Origin of the sequence: Sphingomonas alpina (assembly GCF_014490665.1) — a bacterium.
Lineage (GTDB): Bacteria > Pseudomonadota > Alphaproteobacteria > Sphingomonadales > Sphingomonadaceae > Sphingomonas > Sphingomonas alpina.
This window is the reverse complement of the sequence record NZ_CP061038.1, coordinates 2,307,004-2,332,679: the sequence shown is the minus strand read 5'-3', so window position 1 is coordinate 2,332,679 and position 25,676 is coordinate 2,307,004. Positions and strand designations below refer to the sequence as shown.

The following is a 25,676-nucleotide window of genomic DNA, read 5'->3' as shown; positions in this document are numbered from 1 at the left end:
TCGCAGCGTGACGTCGATCCTCTTCATCGTTTTCCTGCCGCTGCTCGCTGCGATCGTCGCCGGCCTGGGCAACCGCATGCTCGGCAACGTGCCGACCAAGGTCATCACGACCGGCGCGCTGTTCCTGTCCTGCGCGCTGTCCTGGCCGATCTTCTTCAGCTTTATCGCCGGCAGTGCAGAGCCCAGCGTCGTGCCGGTGCTCCATTGGCTGCGTTCGGGCGATCTGCAGGTCGACTGGGCATTGCGCGTCGATGCGCTGACCGCGGTCATGCTCGTGGTCATCACCTCGGTCTCTGCGCTCGTCCATCTGTATAGCTGGGGCTATATGGCCGAGGACGACAGCCAGCCGCGCTTCTTCGCCTATCTCTCGCTGTTCACCTTCGCGATGCTGATGCTGGTGACCGCCGACAATCTGGTTCAGATGTTCTTCGGCTGGGAAGGCGTCGGTCTCGCCTCCTATTTGCTGATCGGTTTCTGGTTCAAGAAACCCAGCGCCAATGCCGCCGCGATCAAGGCGTTCGTGGTCAACCGTGTCGGCGATCTCGGTTTCATGCTCGGCATCTTCGGGACGTTCCTGGTGTTCGGGACCGTCTCGATCCCCGAGATCCTCACCGCGGCGCCCGGCATGGCCGGCTCGACCATCGGTTTCCTCGGCCATCGTTTCGATACGATGACCATCCTGTGCCTGTTGCTGTTCGTCGGTGCGATGGGCAAATCGGCGCAGCTTGGACTGCATACCTGGCTGCCCGACGCGATGGAGGGGCCGACCCCGGTGTCGGCGCTGATCCATGCCGCGACGATGGTCACCGCCGGCGTGTTCATGGTCTGCCGCCTGTCGCCGATGTTCGAAACCAGCGCGGTCGCACTGAGCGTGGTGACGACCGTCGGTGCCGCGACCTGCTTCTTCGCCGCGACGGTCGGCCTGGTGCAGACCGACATCAAGCGCGTGATCGCCTATTCGACCTGCTCGCAGCTCGGTTACATGTTCTTCGCCGCCGGCACCGGCGCGTACGGCGCGGCGATGTTCCATCTGTTCACGCACGCCTTCTTCAAGGCGCTGCTGTTCCTCGGCGCCGGCTCGGTGATCCATGCAATGCACCACGAGCAGGACATGCGTTACTATGGCGGGCTGCGGAAAAGCATCCCGATCACCTTCTGGGCGATGATGGCCGGCACGTTGGCGATCACCGGTGTCGGTATCCCCGCGGTGTTCGGCAATCATCTCGCGATCGGCTTTGCCGGCTTCCATTCCAAGGACGCGATCATCGAAGCGGCCTGGGCCTCGGGCCAGTCGGGCGCATCGATTGTCGGCATGATCGTCGCGCTGCTGACCAGCTTCTATTCCTGGCGGCTGATGTTCCTGACCTTCTACGGCAAGCCGCGCTGGACTCAGTCCGAGCATATCCAGCACGCGCTTCACGACGCGCATGATCATGACGATCACGCCGCCGCGCATGACGATCACGGGCATGACGACCATGCTCATGCCGATCATGCCCATGGTGGGGGTGATGGCACCGGCGGCTACCATCCGCATGAAAGCCCGTGGTCGATGCTCACTCCGCTCGTGCTGCTCTCGGTTGGTGCGGTCGCGGCGGGCTTCGCCTTCCATGGCTTCTTCATCGAGCCCCAGGCTGGGGAGATCTTCTGGAAGGGCAGCATCGCGTTCAGCGAGCATCTGATGCACGAAATGCACGAGGTGCCGCTGCTGGTGAAGCTTAGTGCGACGATCGCCATGGCGCTCGGCCTGTGGGGCGCGTGGATGTCCTATGTCCGTGCGCCAGCTTTCCCGGCACAGGTGGCGGACCAGTTCCGCGTGCTGTACCGCTTCCTGCTCAACAAATGGTATTTCGACGAACTGTACGACTTGCTGTTCGTGCGCCCCGCCTTCGCCATCGGCCGCCTGTTCTGGCATCGTGGTGACGAAAAGACGATCGACCGGTTCGGGCCCAATGGCTCGGCCTGGCTGGTCCAGCAGGGCACGCGCGTCGCGGGACGGTTCCAATCCGGATATGTCTATAGCTATGCCTTCGTCATGCTGATCGGCCTGACCGCCGCGATTACCTGGGCGATCACACGATGAGCGGCTTTCCGATCCTTACCGTGATGCTCGCGATCCCGGCGATCGCCGCGATCGCCTGCCTGTTCGTCAATGCGAATACGGCGCGCTGGCTCGCGCTTGGCGCGACTTTGGTCGATCTGCTGCTCGGCATCGGCCTGTGGGCGCAGTTCGATATCGGCGGGCCGCAATGGCAGTTCGTCGAACATCATGAACATCTGTTCGGGGTGTTCGGCTGGTCGCTCGGCATCGACGGTTTCGCGTTGATGCTGATCATGCTCAGCGTGTTCCTGATGCCGATCTGCATCGGGGCGAGCTGGAGCGCGATCACCAAGCGCGTGCCGGAATATATGGCCGCGTTCCTGATCACCGAAGTGCTGATGATCGGCACCTTCGCGGCGCAGGACCTGTTCCTGTTCTACATCTTCTTCGAAGCCGGCCTGATCCCGATGTATCTGATCATCGGCATCTGGGGCGGTGCGAACCGGATTTACGCCAGCTATAAATTCTTCCTCTACACGCTGCTCGGCTCGCTGCTGATGCTGATCGCGATGCTGTGGATGGTGCAGGAAGCCGGCACGACCAGCATTCCGGTGCTGCTCAACTATGACTTCCCGGTTCAGGCGCAGACCTGGCTGTGGCTTGCCTTCTTCGCCTCCTTCGCAGTCAAGATGCCGATGTGGCCGGTCCATACCTGGCTGCCCGACGCGCACGTCCAGGCGCCGACGGCGGGGTCGGTCATCCTGGCCGGCGTGCTGCTGAAGCTCGGCGGCTACGGCTTCCTGCGCTTCTCGCTGCCGATGTTCCCTGAAGCCTCGGCGCAGCTCGTCTGGCTCGTCTTCGGCCTGTCGGCGGTGGCGGTGATCTACACCTCGCTGGTCGCGCTGGTGCAGTCCGACATGAAGAAGCTGATCGCCTATTCCTCGGTCGCGCATATGGCGATCGTGACGATCGGCCTGTTCGCCTTCAATCAGCAGGGCATCGAAGGCGCGATGATCGTCATGCTCTCGCACGGCCTTGTCTCGGGCGCCTTGTTCCTGTGCGTCGGCGTGATCTACGATCGGCTGCACACGCGTGAGATCGACCGTTACGGCGGCCTCGCGATCAACATGCCGAAATATGCGCTGTTCTTCATGCTCTTCACCATGGCGTCGGTCGGTTTGCCCGGCACCAGCGGTTTCGTCGGCGAGTTTCTGAGCCTGGCGGGCACGTACAAGGTGTCGACCACGATCACCCTGTTGTGCACGACCGGCATCATCCTTGGCGCAGCGTACATGCTGTATCTCTATCGCCGCGTCGTGTTCGGCGACCTGACCAAGGACGATGTCCGCGCCATGCCCGATATGAGCTTGCGCGAAATCGCCTTGCTCGCGCCGATCGCGGCGGTCGTGCTGTGGATGGGCGTCTATCCGGAAAGCTTCATCGCGCCGATGCGCGGTGATGTGCAGACCCTGGTCGCTCGCGTGGCCCGCGCCACGCCTCCCGGCGACTCGCAATTGAAACTCGGCAAGCCCGCGCCCGCCGCGGCGCACGGCGCCGCACCTGCCGCGCATGAGGGCGCTCACTGATGGATTACAGCGCTTCACTCCTCATGACCCTGCCTGAGCTGGTGCTCGGGATCGGCGCGATCGCGCTGATGCTGGTTGCCGCCTGGGGCGGCCAGGCGTCGACCCGCGCCGTGTCCTGGACCGCGGTCGCGATCCTGGCCGGTGCCGGTATCTCGCTGATCGGCCCGGCCTCCAGCGGCGGTGAGGCATTTTATGGCCTGTACCGTGCCGATGCCTTTGCCGCCTTTGCCAAGGTGCTGATCTATATCGCCGCTGCGGTGGCGATCATAATGGCGCCGCGTTTCTTCGCGCGCACCACTGGCGACGATCTGCGTCCCGAATATCCCGTGCTGATCCTGCTCTCGGCGGCGGGCATGGGCATGATGGTATCGGCGGGCGACCTGCTGACGCTGTATGTCGGTCTCGAACTGCAGAGCCTTGCTGCCTATGTGCTGGCGAGCTTCATGCGCCGCGACACGCGCTCGGCCGAGGCGGGCCTCAAATATTTCGTGCTCGGCGCACTCGCCAGCGGCATCCTGCTTTACGGTATTTCGCTGGTCTACGGCTTCTCCGGCAGCACCATGTTCGACCAGATCGCCACGGCTTATGGCGCGGGCCATTCGCTCGGCCTGACCTTCGGGCTGGTGTTCGTATTCGCCGGCCTCGCCTTCAAGATCAGCGCCGTACCATTCCATATGTGGACGCCCGACGTCTATGAAGGCGCACCGACCCCGGTCACCGCATTCTTCGCCAGCGCCCCCAAGGTCGCGGCGATGGCGATGGCGGTGCGCGTCGCGATCGAGGCGATGGGCCCGGCAACCGATCAATGGCGCCAGATCGTGATCTTCGCGGCACTTGCCTCGATCATCCTCGGCGCGGTTGCGGCGATCGGCCAGAGCAATATCAAGCGGCTGCTTGCCTATTCGTCGATCAACAATGTCGGCTTCGTGCTGGTCGGTCTTGCCGCCGGCACCGAAGCGGGCGTCGCATCGGTGCTGTTCTACCTGACCGTCTATGTCGCCATGACCCTGGGCAGTTTCCTGGTCGTGCTGCAGATGCGCGACGCCGATGGGCAACCGGTCGAGACGATTGCCAGCCTGTCAGGCCTGTCGCAGACTCGCCCGGCTCTCGCGCTGGCGATGCTGGTCTTCATGCTGTCGCTTGCCGGCATTCCGCCGTTGCTTGGTTTCAATGCCAAGCTGGCGGTGTTCAATGCAGCGATCGGTGCCGGGCTTTATCCGCTGGCCGTGGTCGGCTTCGTCGCTTCGGTGATTGGCGCCTATTATTATCTGCGTGTCGTGAAGGTGATGTATTTCGACGAACCGGCACCGGCATTCGAACGCAATGACAGCATCGTCGAAGGCGGACTGATCGCGGCGGCGGCAGTCTTCGTTTCGCCGGTCGGCTGGGTGCTGCTCGCGCCGCTCGGTGCGCTGACCCTGGCTGCCGCACGGTCGCTGTTCTGAGCCATAGCATCCGCACCGTCGCCGAGACGGGATCGACCAACGCCGATATGCTGGCGCTCGCACGGAGCGGCACGGAGGAAGGCGTCTGGCTGCGCGCGGAGCGCCAGACCGGCGGTCGCGGGCGGCAGGGCAGGGCCTGGGCCTCGCCAGTCGGCAATCTCTATGCCTCGACCCTGGTGCGGCTGCGCGCCAGCGACCCACAGGCAGCCACGCTGGCATTGCTCACCGCGGTGGCGCTTGAAGAAGTGGTTCGCGCTTACCTCCCCCAATGTCATTCCCGCGAAAGCGGGAATCCAGCTTCTTCTTCCGCGAGCGCTGAAAGGCAGCGGGATCCCCGCTTTCGCGGGGATGACGGGGCGAGATCTTCGCTCCAGCTCAAATGGCCCAACGACCTGTTGCTCGGCGGGGCGAAACTCTCCGGCATCCTGCTCGAAGGAGCCGGGGATGCCGTGGTGATCGGCATCGGCGTCAACCTGGCGCATCATCCAACCGAGCTTGATCGCCCCGCCACCAGTCTCGCCGCGCAGGGTGTCGCGCCCGATCCGGCCGATTTCCTCGACACCCTGGCCGAGGCGTTCGCGCTCTGGCTCGCGCGCTGGCGCGGCGAAGGTCTCGCGCCGATCCGCGCGCGCTGGCTGGAGCGTGCGCATGCCGTTGGTACAGCGCTGACCGCCCGGCTGCCCGATGGCAGCGCGACCGACGGCCTGTTCGCCGGACTCGACAATGACGGCGCGCTTATCCTGCGCTTGGCGGATGGCACGACCCGTGTCATTCACGCCGCCGATGTGTTCCTGATCTGAAAGGCTGCCGCATGCTGCTCGCGATCGATGCCGGCAATACCAATGTCGTGTTCGCGCTGGTCGATACCGGTGGTGGCAGCGGCAGTGGCGTCAAAGCGATCAAGGCGCGCTGGCGCATCGCCACCGACCCGCGCCGCACCGCGGACGAATATGCCGTGTGGCTCAGCCAGCTGCTGACGCTCGAAGGCTATGATCGCAAGGACGTAACCGCGGTGATCATCGCCACGGTCGTGCCGCGCGCGCTGCACAATCTGCAGATGCTCGCGCGCAAATATTTTGGTGGCGAGCCGCTGATCGCCGGCCAGCCGCCGGTCGAATGGGGCATGCACCTCGATGTCGAGGAACCGCATGCGGTCGGCGCGGATCGCGCGGTCAACATGATCGCGGCGCATGCGCTGTATCCCGGCGACCTGATCACGATCGATTTCGGCACCGCGACGACCTTTGATTTTTCCGATTATTCGGGCGCGTACAAGGGCGGGATCATCGCCCCCGGCATCAACTTGTCGCTCGACGCGCTGGTCACTGCCGCCGCCAAGCTGCCGCGTATTGCGATCGAGGCGCCGACCGGCAATCTCTCGGTGATCGGCCGCGATACCGTCAGCCAGATGAATATCGGCATCTATTGGGGCTATATCGCGATGATCGAAGGGCTGGTCGCGCGCATGAAGGAAGAGGTCGGCCGGCCGGTAAAGGTCATCGCCACCGGCGGTCTGGCGACCCTTTTTGAGCAACACACCAATGTTTTCGACTATATCGAGGGCGATCTGACCATTCAGGGGCTGGCGATGCTGTGGGATCGCGCCCATATAAGGGCCTAGAGATTTGCGAGAGCGCGCCCGGGAATGGCGCCCCGCTCCATCCTCAACCAGATTATCGCGCTGAACGCGCACTCCTATGGCCGTCCGCTATCGCGGGACTGGCCGAACCAGAAAGACAATAATTTTAGTGACTAATCCAAAGAAAGAACTCCTTTTCGTCGCGCTCGGCGGCTCCGGTGAGATTGGCATGAACGTCAATCTCTATGGCTGCCAGGGCAAATGGCTGATGGTCGATTGCGGCATCACCTTCGCCGATCCGGCCTATCCCGGCATCGACGTGATCCTGCCCGACCTGCAATTCATCGAAGAACGCCTCGACGATCTGGTCGGCATCGTGCTGACTCACGGCCATGAAGACCATATCGGCGCGCTGCCCTATCTCGCTGAGGATCTCGGCGTGCCGCTTTATGCGACGGCGTTCACCGCCGGCCTGATCCGCGGCAAGCTCGAAGAGGAAGGCAATGCCGACCGCGTGAAACTTCACGTGAAGCGGCCCGGTGAGCCCTTTGATCTCGGCCCGTTCGGTGTCCAGTTCGTGCCCATGTCGCATTCGATTCCCGAAGCGAGCGCGCTGCTGATCGACACGCCTTATGGCCGCATATTCCATACCGGCGACTGGAAACTCGACGCGGCGCCGGTGCTCGGCAATCCGGCGACGACGGAACAGCTCGCGGCCATCGGCGATGCCGGCATTCTCGCCTTGGTGTGCGATTCGACCAATGTCTTCAATCCGGAAGCCTCCGGCTCGGAAAGCGATGTCCTGCTCGGCTTGATGGACACGATCGGCAAGGCCAAGGGCAGGGTGCTCGTCACCTCCTTCGCCTCCAACGCCGCCCGCCTCCACACGCTGGGTGAGGTCGCGCGTGAAACCGGCCGCGCGCTGTGCGTTCAGGGCCGCTCGCTCGATCGCATTCTGAAGGTCGCCCGTGCGACCGGCTATCTGAAGAATTTCCCCGAAACGATCGACGCCGATGCCGCGATGCGCCTGCCGCGCAACAAGGTGCTGGTCGTTGCCACGGGCGGCCAGGGTGAGGAGCGCGCTGCGCTTGGGCGCGTCGCCAATGGCCAGCATCCGATCAGCCTCGACGCCGGCGATACCGTCGTCTTCTCGTCGAAGCAGATCCCCGGCAATGAAGTCGCGATCGGTCGCATCCAGAACCAGCTTGCGGCGAAGGGCGTGGTGATGATCACTGACCGCCAGGCGCATGTCCATGTCTCCGGTCACCCCGGTCGCCCCGAACTGGCGCAAATGTATCGCTGGATGAAGCCCGATGTGCTGATGCCGGTACATGGCGAAATGCGCCATCTGATGGAGCAGGCGCGCTTCGGCCTGTCCGAAGGCGTGCCGCAGGCACTGGTGCAGACCAATGGTGATATCGTGCGGCTGGCACCGGGCGATCCGCAAAAGATCGGCCATGCCGCGGTCGGCCGCCTCGTACTCGATGGCGATGTGATCCTGCCGGGCGACGGGGCGACGATCAACGAGCGGCGCAAGCTGTCATTGTTCGGCCAGATATCGGTCGCGGTCGCGATCGGCAAGAATGGCGCACTGCTCGGCCAGCCGCAGGTCCAGCTTCAGGGCATTCCGGTCGAGGAAGACCGCGACCCGTTCGTTGCCGAGGCCATCGACGCCGTGGTCGAGGCAGTCCGCTCGGGCGGCCGTGATCGATCCAAACTGCGCGAGGGCGTCAGGCTCTCTGTCCGCCGTGTCGCGACGCGCTGGACCGGCAAGAAGCCGATCGTCGACGTGCTGCTGATCGAAGCCTGATCCGGCGATGCGGTGGACCTCGGCTCTCGCCATCTATTTCCTGTTCTGGGCCTTTTCGGTGTTCTTCGTGCTGCCCTTTGGGGTGCGCACGTCGGACGAGGCAGGGGTGGCGCGCGTGCCGGGTCAGGCCGAGAGTGCGCCGCATACCTTCCAGGCCGGCAAGGTCGCGCTCCGCGTGACCATCGTTGCCACGATCCTGTTCGGGCTGTTCATGCTCAACTATCATTTCGGATGGGTCACGCCGAACACTGTCGACCTGTTCGACAGGCTGGGCAACGAGGGGGCATAGGGGCGGGATTCGCCCTTTGAGCCTGGCTTCGCTGGTTCGGGGTCAGTGCGTTATCAGCAAGCATGACGTGCTGGAATGAAGGGGGGAGACATGACGTCAGCCGAGATTGACGAACCGCCGAGCCTCTCCAAACTCGACCTTATTCGGCGCTTCTTGCAAGCGACGGGCATCCAGGAGCGCATTGATACAGGCAGCTTCTTGCAGCGGTTCGCGCTGCCCGGCACGCCATTGTTCACGCGGCTATTAGATGGCGGCGCGGTACCGATTGATGCCGTAATGCAGGGGACGCGGAAGTTAGAGGCCGCATATGCCTGCCATCGACAAATATGGCAGGATGAATACGAAACCCATATCAACTGGGAGTTCACCGAGACCGAACTTCAGATCATAGTGGCTTTCTTCGAAGCGCCGGAAGGGCAGCACTTTCTTGAGGGGCGTTGGCGGATGGACGCCTATATCAGCACGAACACGGAGGAATTGGTCGAGCAGATTATTGCCGAAGCGGAGCGCGCCAGCCCCGCGCCTGATTGATCGGCGGCTTTTCGAAAATCGACTGGGTAGCACGCGACCCGATGTCGACCAGCTTGATCGTCCGCGAGGTGGATCCCCTTACAATTGGTACCAGTAGATAAACAGGCGAACCTCGTCCTGGCCCGCCGGCGCAATGCCCAGATTCAGCGATTCCGCCCCGCCGTGCCAGGGCAGCTGGACCGTTTCCAGCCCCTTGGCCTTACCGGGAGTCCATTGACCCTTATCCGCACCAAGATGGAAGTTCGCCTCCGCCTCGAATGGCGCCTGATCGGATTCCGGCATCGGCAACCGTGCCAATAACGCTTTCCAGTCGCCCATGGGCATCACTGCCACCAGCCGGGCTGAATCATCCTGCCCACTGTTCTGCTCGGCGAATTCGCTCTTGGCGGTGGGCGGCAGTTCAAGCCCAATCCGTTTCAGGATTGCAGCGGCGTCGCCCTGCGTCTTCTCGGTCGTCATCCGTGGTTTCTCCTGCGCGGGCGAAGCGCTGCATGCGATAAGGGTGAACGCCGTCGCCAGCATTGGCAAAGCCCGCATCACGATCGTCTTTGCCGTGTGAGAATAGATTGTTCGGGGGGAATGTGGCATCGCCATCCCAGGTAATGGCGCGGCGTACGGATCCGACGCAATCGAACTCGCGAGCAAGCCCCTGGCGGTGGAATTCGCCCATGAATTTATCGGTGACGAGCACGCCACCGATCACCACCGCCTTGCCGCCATCCCAATTATACCGGTCGCGAAAGCAATAGGTGAAATCCACCTCATAACGCCTGCCATTCTGGGAGGGGGTGATGGTTGCCTCACCCTTGCCCCAATAGGAGTAGCCGCCAATCGCGAAGTACCACTCCGGGTTCTCGCTCTCCTCGTTATACGAGCTTTCGGTGTTGCTTGACGTGAACAGATGTCGGCCGACCGGCATTCCCTGGAGGAAACGTTGCGCCTGGCGAAATTCAGCCACCATCGCGCGCTTCGCGCTGGGCACACAGCGAATCATATCCTCCAGATCGATCGTATAGGTCTGGCCCGAATTGTTGAGATAATGTCGCAGATGGCGGGTCGCGTTGACCCCGGGGTAAACCATGGTCGGCAACCCGACCGCGGCATCGAGGAGCGCGTATTGCGCGACCGTTTTGGCCGTCACCGGCTTGGATCTCCAGGGCCCGGCGCCTCGATCGGCGGGGGTGGGCGGATCGACGGTACCAGTGCGGTAATGCCGGCCCACGCTGTAAAAGTTCGAGATTGGGGTGGACGCGGAAGGGTAGCGGTTTGATCGTGACATGGGCGCGGACCTCAGCGCTGTATCGGCAAGCGACAGGGGTGGGGCGCCAAACGAAGAAACGACATTCGGTCTCCTGTGCCTGATTGTTGGCCGGAGGATATCATCGATGAACGCACGTTTATAGCCGATCCTACATCGATACAGCGCGTTGCGATGCCATCCTGCCATGGTTCGCTGTTGCTACGCCCAGCTCCCGGCGCGCCGTTGTTGAGGGCCTGGTGCCTATCGTCCAGTTCCGGTGAGGGCGATTCAAATCCAATATCGACCCTGGCAGCATATACCGGACGGGGCTCTACCGGGCCTTCGCCACGCTCTTTCTCATTGTCGTCAAAACTGAACGCTCGCGCATGCTGTTGCGTCGAAAACAGCATGCTGTTCCGTGCTGTTTTCATGCTGTTATTCAATAACAGCATAATTGATCGTAAGAGACTGGAAACAGGATAGAATTTTGAACCCGAAATCCAACTTAACAGCATGGAAAAAATTGGCGCCGAAATAACAGCAGAAACAGCATCATTTCGGCCCCGAATCGCTCTCGTGAAGAGATGTCGGCGAGTGGGGCGCCTCGCGGCGCGATCAGGTGCGCAGGCGCTCGATTGCCTGGGCGAGCGCAACGTACAGCTTGCCCATATCCGACGACAGCAAGGTCACGCCCAGCGGCGATCCGTCGCGTTGCGCCAGGATCGCGCGCAGCATCGCCTCAAAGTCGTGGATATAGCGATTGACCTGCTGGCGGAACGCCGGGTCCTCGTCATAATGCCGCAGGATCTCGCGCGCCTCTCCGGCGTCGAGCAGGCGCACCGCGCGGCGGGTGAAGACGCCGCGATCGCCCTTCAGATAGGCTGCCCAGGCACTGTCGGAGACTTCGGCCGAGACCGATTTGGTGATGTCGATCGAAACCGAGTTGAGCGATTCGATCAGCAGCGACACACGCCGGGCGAATGTATCGCGATCAGCGGCTTCGCGTTCCTCACGCGCATCCTCGATCCGGCTTTCGACCATCGCTGTCGAATCGGCGATGGCAAGCATCTGGCGCGTCAGCCGCTCGGATGCGCGTTGCGCGGCTTCCGCCGCCATCTCCGCGGCTTCGCCGATCGATGCGATCTGCTGCAGTACGGCATTGCCAGCGGCACGCTCCATCGCCGCGACGCTGGCCGTCTCGAGCGCCTGAGTCGCCTCCGGAATGACCGTGGCCAGCGTTTCGCGCGCGCGGTCGGCGGCGGCACTGGCAGTATCGCGGACGCGGAGCAGCGCTTCGACCAGCCGGGGTGCGGCTTCCTCGGCGAAGCGATGCGTGCGGCCGATCGTGTCGTCGACCATCTGGCCGAGCGCATCGGCCTTGGCCTGGCCGCTGGTCAGCGTTTCGAGCAATGTGCCCGACAGCTTGTCGACCGTATCGCGCTGATGCGAGATGACCTGAGCGATCGCTTCGATCGCGTCGTGCGTGCTCTCGGCCGCAGTAACGAGCGCAAGAAGTTCGGGCTTGGCGTCGCCGATGACCTTGCGGCTGTCGAGGATGCGCGTGTCGAGCCGGGTGAGCGCGTCGGGCAGCGTCTCGTCGATCTCGCGCGCTGCGGCGTCGAGCGCGAGCAATAGCCGCTCGGTCGTGGTGATTGCGCTGGTCGCCATCAGGTCGCCGGTCTTGAGCGCTTCGGTCATCGCATCGGCGGATCCGCCCAGCGCGCTGATCGATGCAGCGAGCGTCTGGGTTCGATCGACCCCCTGTGCGTGAAGCGCATCGAGACGTCCCGACACATGGGTAATGCCGTCGTCGAGTTCGACGATGATCGCGTCGCTCGTTCCCCGCTGCTGATCGAGTCGCGTAGCGATCCGGTCGATCAGCGCCTCGATCGTGCTCATCCGCGCGGCCAGCGCCTCGGCGCCGTCCTTGCCGGCACGGTCGAGCGCCGCCTGGTTGGTGCCGAGCATCGCCAGCATCGCTTCGCCCTGCGCAGTGATGCCCTTGCGCGCTTCATCGACGGCATCGGCGGTACGGCCGAGCAGGCCGTCGACCGCTTCCGACATCGCTTCGGTAATCTGTTCGAGCCGCGTGCCGGCGGTCTCGCCGGTCGCTTCCATCCGCGTGATGTGCGCGGCGAGTCGCTGCGCCGCGCCGCCGGCGACGGCATCGGCCTCGCGCCCGCGTTCGGCCAGCGCGGTCAGCTGCGCATCGAGTGCACCGGCCTGTTCTGTCGCGCTCAACCCGGTACGTTCAAGCGTCCGCGCCATTTCGGCTGTTTCGCTGTGCGCGCGGGGCAGCATCGCCATCAACACATCGAGCTTGGCATGGGCGATCGCCGCGGCCTCGGCCAGGGTCCTTGCATGCGTGTCTGTCTCGGCCACTTGAGTCGCAAGGCCGGTGCCGATCGTCGCCAGCTTGTTCGCGGCGCCGTCGCCCATCGCCATCAGCGCGGTGGTCTGTTCTGCGAGCTTGGTGCGATTGGCGTCGATCGTGCGCGACAGCACCGCGACCGTTCGCTCCAGGCTGGCGGCCTCGGCGCGCATCGCCTGAGCGGTGATGCCGAAACGATGCGCCTCGGCCCTGCTGGTGCGCAGCGCAAGGATCAGCAGGATACCGATCAGCGCCGGGGGGACACACAGCGCAGCGATGAAGCCGGTCAGCGCCATCGGCTCGGCCCGCGTCAGGCTCGGCCAGGACAGCCACAGCATCGCGCCGACCCAGCCGATCGACACCAGCACGCCGAGGGTGGGCGCGACCCAGCCGAATCGGGTGCGCGGCGCGTCATCGGCGTCGTCATCGTCGAACTCGGGTGTCAGTTCGGGCGTTTCGATGGGCAATGGATCCGACAAGATAAGATCATCCTCCGGGGCGGCCTTGCCGTGCCCCGGGCGGATATCGACAATGCGCGAACCCCCATTCATATCCATTGTTTACCACGATTTGCAGCGCCGGAAAGCGAATAGCGAAACCTCGCCTTAAGAGTTGCGATGTACGACAGCGGCATGGCGTATGATCCTGGTGCAATCGATGCGACGCTGGCGGCAGCGGTGGGTGACGAACCTGCCCTGATTGCCGAGCTGCGTGAGGCGTTTCTCGACAGCGTGCAGCGCGGGCTGGACGGCCTGGAGCGTGCGCGCGATGCGGAAGGGTGGCAAGCGGCGGCCTGGCGGCTGAAGGGCTTGGCGGCAAGCTTTGGCGCGATCCGGCTGATGGCGATCGCCACTGAAGCCGCGACCGTTCCGCCACATGATGTCGTCCTGTTGCGCAAGCTGCGCCGCGCGGTCGAGCGGCTCTGAGAGTCACTGGGAGAGTCACTGGGAGAGTCATCGGGAGCGCGGTTCGACGGCGTCTTCCTTTCGGCGCACGGATGGGTGCATCCATCTCCTAACCGCTGCCTCGGTCGATTGGGGCCGACGCGGGTCTTTGCCATTCGCGCCGTGACGCCCTAACAGCCGGATGATGCTGGCTGGATTGATTTTCGCGACTGAGGATGCCGACGACCGGCGCGGCACGCTGGCGGCGACCTTGCCGTTCGGTGGACTGACGCTGATCGAATTCCAGGCGCGGCTGGTGGTCGCCGCCGGCGCATCGCAGCTTATCGTTGTCGTTGCGCGGCTCACGCCCGAACTGCTTGGTGCGATCAGCCGGATCGGGCGGCGCGGCGTTTCGGTCGATGTCGTGCGCAACGCGGTCGAGGCCAAGCAGAAGATCCACCCGCTCGCGCGCGTGCTGGTCGTCGCCGATGGCCTGGTCACGACCGGCGATGTTGTCGCTCTGCTTGCCGGCGATGGCGAGGATGCGATCCTGACCATGTCCGACCGCGACGCGGTGCCGGGCTTCGAGCGTGTCGGTGTCGATGCCGCCTGGGCCGGTCTGGCGCGGCTCGATCCCAAGCGGATCGCCGAGGTGGCGGCGATGCCGAGGGACTATGACTTCCAATCAACGCTGCTGCGCGTCGCCGCGCAAGCTCAGGCCGTCCAGATTGCCATGCCGCCCGGTGCTGCCGGCGGTGCGCACGGCATCGAACGCGATTCGCGCACCTTGGCTGATCGCGGGAACGTCATCCTCGCGGCGCTGGTGTCCAAGCCAGTCGCCTGGGCCGACCGATTCCTGCTCGCGCCTCTCGCCCGGCTCGTGCTGCCCGCTTTGATGGCGCGCGGAATGCCGACCTGGGCCCTGGGAGCGACGGGGTGTGTGATCGGCCTTGGCGGGCTCGCAGCGATCTGGTTCGCCTGGCCAGGCACAGGGGTGGCGCTCACCATTGTCGCCGCGCTCGCCTTCACCATCGGGCAGGCGCTCGCCTGGCTGCGCGACGAGGAGGGGCTTTCGCGCGCGCAACGTACCGCGATTCCCGGATTCGCGGCGCTCGCCGCACTTGAACTCGGGCATGCCAGCATGCAGACCGGCACGGCAACCGGATGGACTCTGTCGATCACGCTGATCGCCGCAGCGGCGCTGGTCGAACGCGCTGCACATGACCGGACGCGACGGGCCTGGTGGGCGACGTCGGTCGCCTATCTGGTGGCGATGCTGATTCCGGTCGGTGCAGGATATCCGCTGATCGGGTTATCACTGGCGGCAATGTATGCCGGGGTGACGCTTTTCGCTGCCATTGAGGCATTTCGCGAAAAGCCTTAGTTTCGTTTTAACGACATTTCCCTAAGCCGAGACACATGTCGATCAACGTTCGCGACATGGATGATGGCACCCAGAGGGGGCCGGCCCGCTGCTTGTGCGCGCAGCCGGTGCAGACGCGCGTGCCGATCATCGGCTCGCGGTAGCGATCGACGATTTTTTCCTGCCCGATGATGCCCGGCTCGACGATCGATCGCGATCGGCGATGGCGACCGCGCTTGCCGCGATGGTGGTGTCGATCGACGGTGCGCTGCGGCAGCATGCGGCGCGCCTGCTGGCCGCCCGCGAAGAGACAATGTTGGCTGAGACCCTGACTGCGGCCAGCGTCTCGGTACTGGATCGCCTGGTCGTTGCCGGCTTGCTGCGCGATGTGGATCTGATGCGTGAGTTGATTGCGCGTGTGCAGCAGGATGCGCTGGGCGACGCGCTGCCGCCGGCCGCGCCCGACGAACCCGAAAAGCCCAGCCTGCTCGCGCGCCTGGTCAATCAACCCGATTCGGTCGTGGCGGCCGGGGCAATGGCGCTGATGACGGCGGAAAGCCGGCGGCGCGGCGCGATCGATGGCGGCATGGGCTCGCATACCGACTTGCCGGCCGATCTGCATCACCGGCTGGTCTGGTGGGTCGCGGCGGCTCTGCGCGAACGGTTCGCGACCGATGCCGACGCACCGATGGCAGCACTGGATCGCGCGCTCGCGGAAGCGGCTGCGCGGAGTCTTGCGGCACATGACGAGGGCGACCGGCTGGAAGCGGCAGCGATGCGGCTTGCGGCGGCAATCGAGGCATCGCCCGGGGAACTGCCCGCCTTGCTGCTCGAAACGATCGGCGACCGCCGCATCGCCCTGTTCATCGCCCTGATCGCGCATGCGATGGGTCTGGACTTCCACCAGGCGCGCGAGGTCGTGCTCGATCCCGATGCCGCCCGGCTCTGGCTGGTTCTGCGGGCGCTCGAGCTGGGCCGTGAACCGATCGCTCGCATCGGGCTCGCGCTATGCGAAGCCGATGCACGCCGCGATCTCGAGGCCTTTGCCGATCTCGATCGACACGATCGTCGCGACCCCGGCCGATACGGCGCGTGCTGCGCTTGCGCCGCTCAGGCTTCACCCCGATTATCGCGCTGCGCTGCGCGCACTGGCGCGGAAGCGGGCGTGAACATGCTCGATTCAAGCCTGCCGCCGGTGCGCGGTCTGCTCGATCCCGCCGGCCGGCTGATCGAGGCCGATCAGCGGTTGCACGAACTCAACACCCGGGCCGGTGGCGGCCTCGGCCAGCCAATCGCGATCCCGCAGGTCGCGACCCTCGCGCGGCTCGCTCAGCGGCTCGGTATCCTGATCTCGCGTGGCGTGGTCGCGGGCGATGGGGATGGCGACGTCGATCTGTGGGTTCGCGCCAATCCCGATGCTCAGGGTGTTCGTCTGGAGATCACTGGCTGGCGCATGCGCTCGGCCTGGCGCTCCGGCACGCCCGATGGCGAGCGCGAGGGCGATTTCCTGCGCAGCGGCGCTGACTGGCTGTGGGAGACCGATGCAGCGCTCAGGGTCAGTTTCCTGTCGATCACCGTGGGCGCGAAATACGGCTTCGATGCAGGCGAGATGCTCGGCCAGCCGCTGACGCGCCTGTTCCTGCTGGGGGAGGACCGCGAAGGCGCGTTTCCGATCCTTGGCGGGCTGGCGATGCGGCAGCGCTTTGACGATCAGCGCGCGACCGTTCGCCCCACCGGGCAGGCGGTGCGACTGGCTGCAACGCCGCGCACCGACAGCCAGGGCGCGTTTGCCGGCTTTATCGGCGCCGCGCACATGATCGATCCCGATCCGGCGCCGGTTGCGCCCTTTCCGGAAAATGAAGGCGTGTCGGGCGCCTTTGCCGCGCGGCTCGATGCGGCGCTGCGTTCGCCGTTGGGGCGGATCATCGCCAATGCCGACAGCATCAATGCGCAATCGGAGGGGCCGTTGCGTCAGGACTATGCCGATTATGCCGCCGATATCGCCAGTGCCGGCCGGCACCTGATGGGGCTGGTCGACGATCTGGTCGATCTGCAGGCGATCGAGCGGCCCGGCTTCAAGGTCGCGGCTGAACCGATCGATCTCGCGGACGTGTCGCGTCGCGCGGCGGGCCTGCTCGGTGTCCGCGCGAGCGGCGCCAAAGTGCGGATCGACAAGCCTGCGCCTGACGACATGCTCCCCGCGACTGGCGAATTCCGCCGCGCGCTTCAGATATTGGTCAATTTGATCGGCAACGCCGTGCGCTATTCTCCGGTCGACGGCATGGTGTGGATCCGCACCGAACGCGAGGGCGATATCGCCGCAGTGATCGTCGCCGATCAGGGCAAGGGCATCGCGATCGAGGACCAGAAGCGCATTTTCGAAAAATTCGAACGCGTCGACCCGCACGAAGCGGGCGGCAGCGGCCTTGGTCTTTATATCGCGCGCCGCCTGGCGCGAGCGATGGGCGGCGACATCACTGTCGACAGTGCGCCGGGGCAGGGCGCGCGGTTCGTCTTTACCTTGCCGTATCGCGAGTAACTGGGTCGGGTCGAATGTCGCCTGGCCAGGTCAGTCTCGCCTGGGCGGTTCCTGCAAATGTGGCAATGCGCTATGGCTGCTGCACCTGCAGTCTTCGCGAGTCCGTTATGACGCGATTGGATCGACGAACCGCTGTGCTGAGCCTTGGATTGGCCGCCGCCGGCCTCGCGGTGTCTGCGCGAGCCGGCTGGTGGCGACGCGGTGCCGAACCCGCACGCGCCAATCTGTACAATTGCGAAGGGTGCGAGGCGGTTGCCGAACGCGCACCAGCCGGGCTTCCGGCATCGCTGCGGATGGCAGGCAAGGCCGAGCCGGGCGAGCGCATGATCCTTACCGGCCGCGTGCTCGCCGCCGATGGCACAAGGCCGGCGGCGAATGTGGTAATCTATGCGCATCATACCAATGCCGCCGGGCGCTACGCCAACGGCACGAGCGAATCCGAATGGAGCCGGCGTCATGGGCGCCTGGGTGAAGACGGGCAGAGACGGCGTGTACACTTTTGATACGATCAAGCCCGCGCCCTATCCGAACGAGACTATGCCGGCGCACGTCCACCTGTTCATCGCCGAACCGGGGCATCCGGCCTATTATCTCGACGATGTCGTGTTCGACGGCGAATTCGGCGTCACGCAGGCCTATCGCCGGGCGCAGGAACTGCGCGGCGGAACGGGGATCGTTCGGCTGGAGCGGAATGCGGCCGGGGTATGGCTCGCCCGCCGCGACATAAGGTTGGAGCGGCACGCCTGAATTGGATCGTCCGGCTCAGAAACGCCGGCTGAAGACGATCAACCCGATCCCGAACAGCGCAATGATCGCGCCGTAGATCGCCCATTGGCCCTGCGCGAGCATGAAGCTCTGCGCAGGCCACATGATGAGGCCGAGGCCCTGACCGCAGAAGAACAGGCCGGACAGCGTCACCAGGACGCCGCCGGCCCGCAATGCGGTTTTGATCAACGCTTGTCCACGGTGACGTAGTCACGCTGCGTCGGACCAGTGTAAAGCTGACGCGGGCGGCCGATCTTCTGTTCCGGATCGGCGATCATCTCATTCCACTGCGCGACCCAGCCGACGGTGCGGGCAAGCGCGAACAGGGCGGTGAACATCGTCGTCGGAAAACCGATCGCCGACAGGATCACGCCGGAATAGAAATCGACGTTGGGGAACAGCTTTTTCTCGATGAAATATGGGTCGTTGAGCGCCATCTCTTCAAGCTTCAGCGCGACGTCGAACACGGGGTCGGTGACGCCGAGTTCGCCGAGGACCTCGCGTACCGTCTCCTGCATCACGGTCGCGCGCGGATCGTAATTCTTGTACACGCGGTGGCCGAAGCCCATCAGGCGAAACGGATCGTTCTTGTCCTTGGCGCGGGCGATATATTCCGGAATCCGGTCGACCGTGCCGATCTCGCGCAGCATGTTGAGCGCGGCTTCATTGGCGCCGCCATGCGCCGGGCCCCACAGGCAGGCAATGCCGGCGGCGATGCAGGCGAACGGATTGGCGCCCGACGAACCGGCAAGCCGCACGGTCGAGGTCGAGGCGTTTTGCTCATGGTCGGCATGGAGGATGAAGATCCGGTCGAGCGCGCGCTCGACCACTGGATTGACGACATATTCCTCAGCCGGCACGCCGAACGTCATACGCAGGAAATTGCCGGTGTAGGACAATGAGTTGTCGGGATAGAGGAAAGGCTGCCCGACAGTATATTTATACGCCATCGCGGCAATCGTCGGCATCTTAGCGATCAGCCGGTGGCTGGCGATCATCCGCTGGCGCGGATCGGTGATGTCGGCGGAATCATGATAAAAGGCCGAGAGAGCGCCGACCACGCCGCACATCACCGCCATCGGATGCGCGTCACGGCGGAAGCCGCGATAGAAGGTCGCGAGTTGCTCGTGCACCATGGTGTGGCGGCTGATCGTGTAGCTGAAATTGTCGAGCTCGTCCTTGGTCGGCAATTCGCCGTTGAGCAGCAGGTACGACACTTCCATGAAGCTCGACTGCCGGGACAATTCGCCGATCGTATAGCCGCGATGCAACAGCACGCCTTCATCACCGTCGATATAGGTAATCGCGGAATCGCAGCTGGCGGTCGAGGTGAAGCCCGGGTCGTAAGTGAACTTGCCGGTCTGGGCATAGAGTTTGCGGATGTCGATGACATCGGGGCCGACTGTGCCCGGCATCACGGCATAGTCCAGATCCTTGCCGCCAACGCTCAGCTTTGCGGTGTCGCTCATCGAATAGGTCCTTTACGTTCCGGCTCAGCTGGCCATCTGGTCGGCGATCCGGCCGAGGCTTTCGTCACGCCCGAGCAGGTCGAGCACTTCGAATATCCCGGGCGAGGTCTTCTTGCCCGTCAATGCCGCGCGCAACGGTTGCGCGACCTGACCCAGCTTCGTCCCCGCTTCGTCGGCAACTTGCCGAACCGCGTCTTCGAGTTTCTCCGTATCCCAGCCGTCGAGCGCGTCAAGCTTGCTGTGTGCAAGTGCGAGAATTCTGCGCCCGTCGGCGGTCAAGAGATCGGCCGCGGAATGGTCGATTTCAAGGGGACGGGTGCGAAACAGGAAGGCGGTACCGCTCGTCAGCTCGACGAGATTGGCAGCGCGCGGCTTCAGTGCCGCCATGCTGCGACGCAAAAGATCGCGCTGCCGGTCATCGACTTCGAAGTCGAGTCGTCCGGCCACCATATCAGCCAGCCGCGCATCGTCGGCGAGGCGCATATAATGACCGTTCAGGTTCTCAAGTTTTTTCAAATCGAACCGGCTTGGTGATTTTCCGACGCCGTCCAGAGTAAACCATTCGATCGCCTGTTCGCGGCTGATGATCTCGTCATCGCCATGCCCCCAACCGAGCCGGAGCAGGTAGTTGTTCAGCGCCTCGGGCAGGATGCCGAGTTCGTCGCGATAGGAATCGACCCCGACCGCACCATGCCGCTTGGACAATTTACCACCGTCCGAACCATGGATCATTGGCACATGGGCATAGATCGGCTCGGGCCAGCCCATGCCGCGAATCACCGCGAGCTGGCGGAAGGCATTGTTGAGATGATCGTCGCCGCGGATGACATGGGTGACGCCCATGTCGTGATCGTCGACCACCACTGCGAGCATATAGGTCGGCGTGCCGTCCGACCGGAGCAGGACAAAGTCGTCGAGCTCGGCATTCTGCACGGTGATCGAGCCCTGTACCTGGTCGACGATCGTCGTCGCGCCATCCTTCGGCGCCTTGATCCGCACCACATAAGGTGCGCCCTCCGGCGCTTCGCTCTCGTCCCGGTCGCGCCAGCGGCCGTCATAGCGCATGGGCAGTTTGGCGGCCTTTTGGCTTTCGCGCAGCGCGGTCAGCTCCTCGGCCGTGGCATAGCATTTATAGGCATGGCCCGAGGCAAGCAGTTGATGTGCGACCTCGGCATGGCGCGGTGCGCGCTCGAACTGAAAGATCGCCTCGCCGTCCCAATTCAGGTCGAGCCAGGTCATCGAATCGAGAATTGCGTCGATTGCCGGCTGGGTCGAGCGCGCGCGGTCGGTGTCCTCGATCCGCAGCAGGAACTTGCCGCCGCTCGCCTTTGCGAACAGCCAGTTGAACAGCGCGGTGCGCGCGCCGCCAATATGCAGGAAGCCGGTCGGCGATGGTGCGAAACGAGTCACGACCTGCCCGGGCACCGGGGTAGCCGCCGAAACGCCCGGAGCGGCGGCATCAGTAATTGCGCTCAAGCGCGCATCCTTTCAGAATTGAAATCAGATGGCCAGTTCAGCCGACCACGCCCCTAGCACGCGACCTTGGCCGCTTCAAATCGGCCTGGGCGCAGGTATGGCGTCCATGCGCGATGCGCTAGAGCGCTGGCTCGAGGCGGAACGCGACCAGTTGGTGCTGTGGCTGCCAGTGACAATCGGGGCGGGTGTTACTCTCTGGTTCGTGCTGCCCGACCCATTGTCATGGGGTACGGCGCTGACGGCGATGATCGCGATCGCTCTGTTGGCGTTTGCGGTGGGGCGCGGGGGCAGGGCAGGGCATGCTCTGGGCGTTGGCGTGCTGGCAATGGCGCTTGGCCTTTCCCTTGTCTGGTGGCGGGCGAACGATGCGGCGGGCGCTGTGCTGACGCGGCCGGTGATCACGACGTTCGAAGCACGGGTCGAAACGATCGAGCCGCTCGCGGCCCGCGACCTGGTGCGATTGCGGCTTGCGACGATCCGGGTCGTCGATCAGGCAGCGGACCGGTTTGGTCGTGCTATCCAGCTGCCCGCACATGTACGGGCCAATCTCGCCGAAACCGATGTGCCGGCCGGGCTGACGCGCGGTGCGACGATCCGATTGCAGGCACGACTGATGCCACCCCCGCAGCCCGCCGTGCCGGGCGCCTATGACTATGCGCGCGTGGCATGGTTCGACGAGATTGGCGGTACAGGGCGCGGATTTGCGCCGGTCACAATCGTGACGCCGGGCGATGCGCCAGGGGCGGGGCTGCGCGACCGGTTGTCGCGGCATATCCAGTCTCGCGTCGGGGGTAGCGCGGGCGGGATCGCCAGCGCGCTCGCGACTGGCGATCAGGGCGCGATCGCGGAGGAGGACGCCGAGGCAATGCGACGCTCCGGCTTGGCGCATCTCCTGTCGGTGAGCGGCTTGCATATCACGGCGGTCGTGGCGGCGACGATGCTGGTGGTGTTGCGCCTGCTTGCGCTGAGCCCATGGCTTGCGCTGCGCTTCCGATTGCCGCTGATCGCGGCGGCGGCGGGCGCGGCGGCAGCGATCGGCTACACCCTCCTGACCGGATCGCAGGTGCCGACGATCCGTTCCTGCGTTGCGGCGCTGCTGGTATTGACCGCGCTGGCGATGGGCCGCGAAGCGATGACCTTGCGACTGGTCGCGGCAGGTGCGGTGGTCGTGCTGCTGCTGTGGCCGGAATCGCTGGCGGGGCCCAGTTTCCAGCTTTCCTTTGCCGCGATTACGGCGATTATCGCGCTGCACGAGCATCCGCGCATCAAGGCATGGTTCGCGCCCCGCGACGAACGCTTGGTCGCCAAGATCAGGCGTAACCTTGGCTCGTTGGTGCTCACCGGGCTGGCGGTTGAGTTCTCACTGATGCCGATCGCACTGTTTCATTTCCACAAGGCGGGATTCTACGGTGCGGCGGCAAATATCGTCGCTATTCCCTGGACCACCTTCATTGTCATGCCGCTCGAAGCGCTGGCGTTATTGTTCGATCTGGTCGGCCTGGGGGCGCCGCTGTGGTGGCTGACCCAGGGAGCACTGAACCTGTTGCTTTGGCTGGCGAGGACGACCGCGGGCCTGCCGGGGGCCGTGGCGGCACTGCCGGCCATGCCGGATATCGCCTATGCCCTGATCGTGATCGGCGGCTTGTGGGTCGCGCTGTGGCGGACGCGGTGGCGACGGTTGGGATTCGCTCCTCTCATCGCCGGGGTCGTCTGGGCGCTGATGACTCCGGCACCAGATCTGCTGGTAACGGGGGATGGGCGGCATGTCGCGGTGCGGACGGCGCGTGGAGGGCTGGCGCTGCTGCGCGATCGGGTCGGCGACTATACGTCGGACATGCTGGCGGAAAATGGCGGTGTCGACGGCACGCCGCTGCTACTGGCTGATCAGCCCGAAGCACGGTGCAATCGAGATTTGTGCCTGACCGAGCGCAAGGTAGGAGGGCGAACTTGGCGCATCCTCGCCACGCGCAGTGCTTATCTGGTCCCGGCGCGCGAGCTGATCGCGGCATGCCGGGGCGCCGATATCGTGGTCAGCGAACGGCGCTTGCCCCAAGGCTGCACACCGCGCTGGCTGAAGCTCGATCGCCCGACCCTGGCGCAGACAGGTGGGGTGGCGATCACGCTATCCAACGGCAAAATCACCACCGTTTACCGGCCGGGCGACCGCCATCCGTGGCGGAACCCCGGCGCGGATATCAATCGTAGCGGCGCAACAGGCCGGCGAGCTTACCCTGAACGCGGACTTGGGCGGGGGAATAACGCTGGGGATCATAGGCACGGTTCGCCGGGTCGAGCCGAACCATTGCGCCCTCGCGGCGGAAATATTTGAGCGTCGCTTCGCTCTCCTCGATCAGCGCGACGACGATTTCCCCGTCGCGCGCGGTATCGGCGCGGCGGATGAGTGCATAGTCGCCGTCGAGAATTCCTGCTTCGACCATCGAATCGCCTGACACTTCAAGCGCATAATGTTCGCCATTGCCGAGCAGCGCCGCGGGCACCGCGAGCATCGAATGACCCTCGAATGCCTCGATCGGCACGCCGGCGGCGATGCGGCCGTGCAGCGGGATTTCGATCACATCGTTGGCGGGCTCGGGCAAGGTACGGATGTTGGGTGCAGTGACAGGCGTCTTGCGCGCGGCGTCGCCGCGTTCCGGCATCTTCAGCACTTCAAGCGCGCGGGCGCGATTGGGCAAGCGGCGGATGAACTGGCGTTCCTCGAGCGCACTGATCAGGCGGTGCACGCCCGACTTCGACTTGAGGTCGAGCGCCTCCTTCATTTCCTCGAACGAAGGCGATACGCCGGTTTCGGCAAGGCGGTCGTTGATGAAGCAGATCAGCTCATGCTGTTTGCGCGTTAGCATCCGTAAATCCTTCGTCGGAACAGACTGGGAACGTTGTCGCAATGTTCCGTTGGATTGTCAAGCGATGCGCAACACTTGGACCATATCTCCCGCGGCAGCGGCATGCGCATGGGGCGGACGGACGATCAGGCAGTCCGCGCGCGCAAGCGTGAGCAGCATCGACGAGTCCTGGATGGTGGAGGCGAAGACTCGACCATCGCGGGATTCCGCGCGCAGATAATCCTGGCGATGATCATTCGCGGGGAGAGGTTCGCCAAGCGTGGCGGTCGTCGTCACGGGCAATGGGTTGGCGGCTCCGGCCATGGCGGCGATCAGCGGTCGCAGGAACAACATCGCGGTGACGAATGCCGATACCGGGTTGCCGGGCAGGCCGAGCACCACGGTCTCGCCGATCCGCCCGGCCATCATCGGCTTGCCGGGGCGCAGTGCGATCCGCCAGAAATCCACGCTGCCCCCTGCTGCCTCCAGCGCGGGGCGGACCAGATCATGATCGCCGACCGAGGCACCGCCGGTGGTGACCAGAATATCCGCATCGACCTGGCCGAACGCTGCGGTCATTACATCGAGCCGGTCGGGCAGGATGCCGAGGTCGATCGTCTCGACCGGCAGGTCGGCGAGCAATGCGACGAGCATCGCACCATTACCTTCGGGCAGATCCGCGCCGGTAATCTGGCCCCCGGGCGGGACAAGTTCGTCGCCGGTGGCGGCGATGGCGACACGGATCGGCCGGTTGACCGCCAGCGTGCCGTGCCCGGCGGTTGCCGCGAGTGCGATCCGTGCGGCGGTGAGGCGTTCCCCATGGCGTACCAGCACATCGCCGGTTGAGAAATCCAGGCCCTTGCCGCGCATATTGCCACCCAGCCTGTGCGGCCCTTCGCCGGTCAGGTTGATGATGTCCCCGTCACGACCGGCTTCCTCCTGAACCATTACCGTGTCCGCGCCGTTGGGCATGGCCGCGCCGGTGAAGATGCGGACGGTTTCGCCAGTACCGACGATTCCGAAAAAGGGGCGGCCAGCGGCACTTTCCCCAATCAGCGCGAAGGGGCCTGGCAGGTCGCCGAAGCGGATCGCATAGCCGTCCATCGCCGAGAGATCGGTGGAGGGCTGGGTGCGCCGTGCAAGGATATCGGTGGCAGCCCAGCGGCCAGCCGCGCTGCGCAACGGCTGCGTCTCGCTGGGGACCCGGGCGACGAGCGCGAGGAGTCGCGACTGAGCCTCGGTGACGGGGAGAAGGGGCTTGGGAATCATGTGGTGAGGCGCGTGATCTGCCGTTCGGCCTCCCTCGACGGGTGACGGTAACGGTGAAAAGTGAATGGGAGCATGAAACCAACGCTGTCACATTTGGCGCTGGTGGGACAGACGGATTCTCTTCCCCGGCAATCTTATCGACCGACTCCTCGATGAACGACGCTGCCACAGCGGGTTCA

The 25,676-nt window shown here is 64.5% G+C and carries 21 protein-coding genes and 2 pseudogenes; 15 read left to right on the top strand and 8 right to left on the bottom strand.

Annotated features, from left to right (window positions below; all coding sequences use genetic code 11):
• The first annotated feature begins 7 nt into the window (after positions 1–7).
• The 8 genes from nuoL (at position 8) to H3Z74_RS10695 (ending at position 9,281) form a co-directional block, all read left to right on the top strand.
• Positions 8–2,083, top strand: a complete 2,076-nt coding sequence (nuoL, locus tag H3Z74_RS10730; protein ID WP_187763856.1) for an NADH-quinone oxidoreductase subunit L — start codon at positions 8–10, stop codon at positions 2,081–2,083.
• Positions 2,080–3,627 (top strand): NADH-quinone oxidoreductase subunit M, encoded by a 1,548-nt coding sequence (locus H3Z74_RS10725; protein ID WP_187763855.1) that lies wholly within the window; start codon positions 2,080–2,082, stop codon positions 3,625–3,627. The genes nuoL and H3Z74_RS10725 overlap by 4 nt, the downstream gene beginning before the upstream one ends.
• Positions 3,627–5,072 (top strand): NADH-quinone oxidoreductase subunit NuoN, encoded by a 1,446-nt coding sequence (gene nuoN, locus H3Z74_RS10720; protein WP_187763853.1) that lies wholly within the window; start codon positions 3,627–3,629, stop codon positions 5,070–5,072. The genes H3Z74_RS10725 and nuoN overlap by 1 nt, the downstream gene beginning before the upstream one ends.
• A 47-nt stretch (positions 5,073–5,119) precedes the next feature.
• Positions 5,120–5,872, top strand: a complete 753-nt coding sequence (locus tag H3Z74_RS10715; protein ID WP_187763852.1) for a biotin--[acetyl-CoA-carboxylase] ligase — start codon at positions 5,120–5,122, stop codon at positions 5,870–5,872.
• Positions 5,873–5,883: 11 nt separating this feature from the next.
• Entirely contained in the window at positions 5,884–6,693 is an 810-nt protein-coding gene (locus tag H3Z74_RS10710; protein ID WP_187763850.1) for a type III pantothenate kinase, read from the top strand.
• A 187-nt stretch (positions 6,694–6,880) separates the two neighbouring features.
• Positions 6,881–8,461, top strand: coding sequence for a ribonuclease J (locus H3Z74_RS10705; protein ID WP_229727024.1), 1,581 nt, complete (start codon positions 6,881–6,883; stop codon positions 8,459–8,461).
• A gap of 7 nt (positions 8,462–8,468) precedes the next feature.
• Positions 8,469–8,750, top strand: a complete 282-nt coding sequence (locus H3Z74_RS10700) for a DUF1467 family protein (RefSeq protein WP_187763847.1) — start codon at positions 8,469–8,471, stop codon at positions 8,748–8,750.
• A gap of 90 nt (positions 8,751–8,840) precedes the next feature.
• Positions 8,841–9,281: a DUF2059 domain-containing protein gene (locus H3Z74_RS10695; protein WP_187763845.1), complete on the top strand. Its 441-nt coding sequence runs from the start codon at positions 8,841–8,843 to the stop codon at positions 9,279–9,281.
• 78 nt (positions 9,282–9,359) lie between these two features.
• Here H3Z74_RS10695 and H3Z74_RS10690 read toward each other — a convergent pair whose 3' ends face one another.
• The 3 genes from H3Z74_RS10690 to H3Z74_RS10680 form a co-directional block, all read right to left on the bottom strand.
• Positions 9,360–9,740, bottom strand: coding sequence for a hypothetical protein (locus H3Z74_RS10690; protein WP_187763844.1), 381 nt, complete (start codon positions 9,738–9,740; stop codon positions 9,360–9,362).
• The gene (locus tag H3Z74_RS10685) at positions 9,682–10,422 is read right to left on the bottom strand and encodes a hypothetical protein (RefSeq protein WP_187763843.1); all 741 of its coding nucleotides are present in this window, start codon (positions 10,420–10,422) and stop codon (positions 9,682–9,684) included. Before H3Z74_RS10685 ends, H3Z74_RS10690 begins: the two co-directional genes overlap by 59 nt.
• Before the next feature lie 714 nt (positions 10,423–11,136).
• Positions 11,137–13,371 carry a coiled-coil domain-containing protein gene (locus H3Z74_RS10680; protein ID WP_229727023.1) on the bottom strand — a complete coding sequence of 745 codons (2,235 nt, stop codon included), beginning with the start codon at positions 13,369–13,371 and terminating at the stop codon, positions 11,137–11,139.
• Positions 13,372–13,524: 153 nt separating this feature from the next.
• Between H3Z74_RS10680 and H3Z74_RS10675 the strand changes: the two genes are divergently transcribed.
• The 6 genes and pseudogenes from H3Z74_RS10675 to H3Z74_RS10650 all read left to right on the top strand — a co-directional run bounded on the left by H3Z74_RS10675 (position 13,525) and on the right by H3Z74_RS10650 (position 18,425).
• Entirely contained in the window at positions 13,525–13,818 is a 294-nt protein-coding gene (locus tag H3Z74_RS10675) for an Hpt domain-containing protein (protein ID WP_187764270.1), read from the top strand.
• Between the two features lie 163 nt (positions 13,819–13,981).
• A complete protein-coding gene (locus H3Z74_RS10670) occupies positions 13,982–15,160 on the top strand; it encodes a hypothetical protein (protein WP_187763840.1) in 1,179 nt (392 codons plus the stop codon).
• A 202-nt stretch (positions 15,161–15,362) separates the two neighbouring features.
• A pseudogene (locus H3Z74_RS24770) lies at positions 15,363–16,106 on the top strand (DUF2336 domain-containing protein); the annotation flags it as partial.
• A gap of 204 nt (positions 16,107–16,310) precedes the next feature.
• Positions 16,311–17,678, top strand: a complete 1,368-nt coding sequence (locus tag H3Z74_RS10660; RefSeq protein ID WP_187764269.1) for a sensor histidine kinase — start codon at positions 16,311–16,313, stop codon at positions 17,676–17,678.
• A gap of 107 nt (positions 17,679–17,785) precedes the next feature.
• On the top strand, positions 17,786–18,181 hold the full coding sequence (locus H3Z74_RS10655; protein ID WP_187763839.1) for a dioxygenase family protein: 396 nt from the start codon (positions 17,786–17,788) through the stop codon (positions 18,179–18,181).
• Positions 18,168–18,425 (top strand): hypothetical protein, encoded by a 258-nt coding sequence (locus tag H3Z74_RS10650; protein ID WP_187763838.1) that lies wholly within the window; start codon positions 18,168–18,170, stop codon positions 18,423–18,425. The genes H3Z74_RS10655 and H3Z74_RS10650 overlap by 14 nt, the downstream gene beginning before the upstream one ends.
• Positions 18,426–18,440: 15 nt before the next feature.
• Here the strand turns inward: H3Z74_RS10650 and H3Z74_RS10645 are convergent, their stop codons facing one another.
• Genes H3Z74_RS10645 through gltX form a run of 3 tightly spaced genes read right to left on the bottom strand, consistent with a single transcriptional unit; the run spans position 18,441 to position 21,379 of the window.
• Complete coding sequence (locus H3Z74_RS10645) at positions 18,441–18,632, bottom strand: hypothetical protein (protein ID WP_315443047.1); 192 nt, start codon at positions 18,630–18,632, stop codon at positions 18,441–18,443.
• Positions 18,629–19,912, bottom strand: a complete 1,284-nt coding sequence (locus H3Z74_RS10640; protein ID WP_187763837.1) for a citrate synthase — start codon at positions 19,910–19,912, stop codon at positions 18,629–18,631. The genes H3Z74_RS10645 and H3Z74_RS10640 overlap by 4 nt, the downstream gene beginning before the upstream one ends.
• Before the next feature lie 24 nt (positions 19,913–19,936).
• Positions 19,937–21,379, bottom strand: a complete 1,443-nt coding sequence (gene gltX, locus H3Z74_RS10635) for a glutamate--tRNA ligase (protein WP_229727069.1) — start codon at positions 21,377–21,379, stop codon at positions 19,937–19,939.
• A 115-nt stretch (positions 21,380–21,494) separates the two neighbouring features.
• Between gltX and H3Z74_RS10630 the strand changes: the two are divergent.
• A pseudogene (locus tag H3Z74_RS10630) lies at positions 21,495–23,564 on the top strand (ComEC/Rec2 family competence protein); the annotation flags it as partial.
• Between the two features lie 19 nt (positions 23,565–23,583).
• On the opposite strand, the gene lexA reads toward H3Z74_RS10630, so the two are convergent.
• Complete coding sequence (lexA, locus tag H3Z74_RS10625; protein ID WP_187763832.1) at positions 23,584–24,249, bottom strand: transcriptional repressor LexA; 666 nt, start codon at positions 24,247–24,249, stop codon at positions 23,584–23,586.
• Positions 24,250–24,306: 57 nt separating this feature from the next.
• Positions 24,307–25,497: a molybdopterin molybdotransferase MoeA gene (locus tag H3Z74_RS10620; protein ID WP_187763830.1), complete on the bottom strand. Its 1,191-nt coding sequence runs from the start codon at positions 25,495–25,497 to the stop codon at positions 24,307–24,309.
• Between the last annotated feature and the right edge of the window lie 179 nt (positions 25,498–25,676).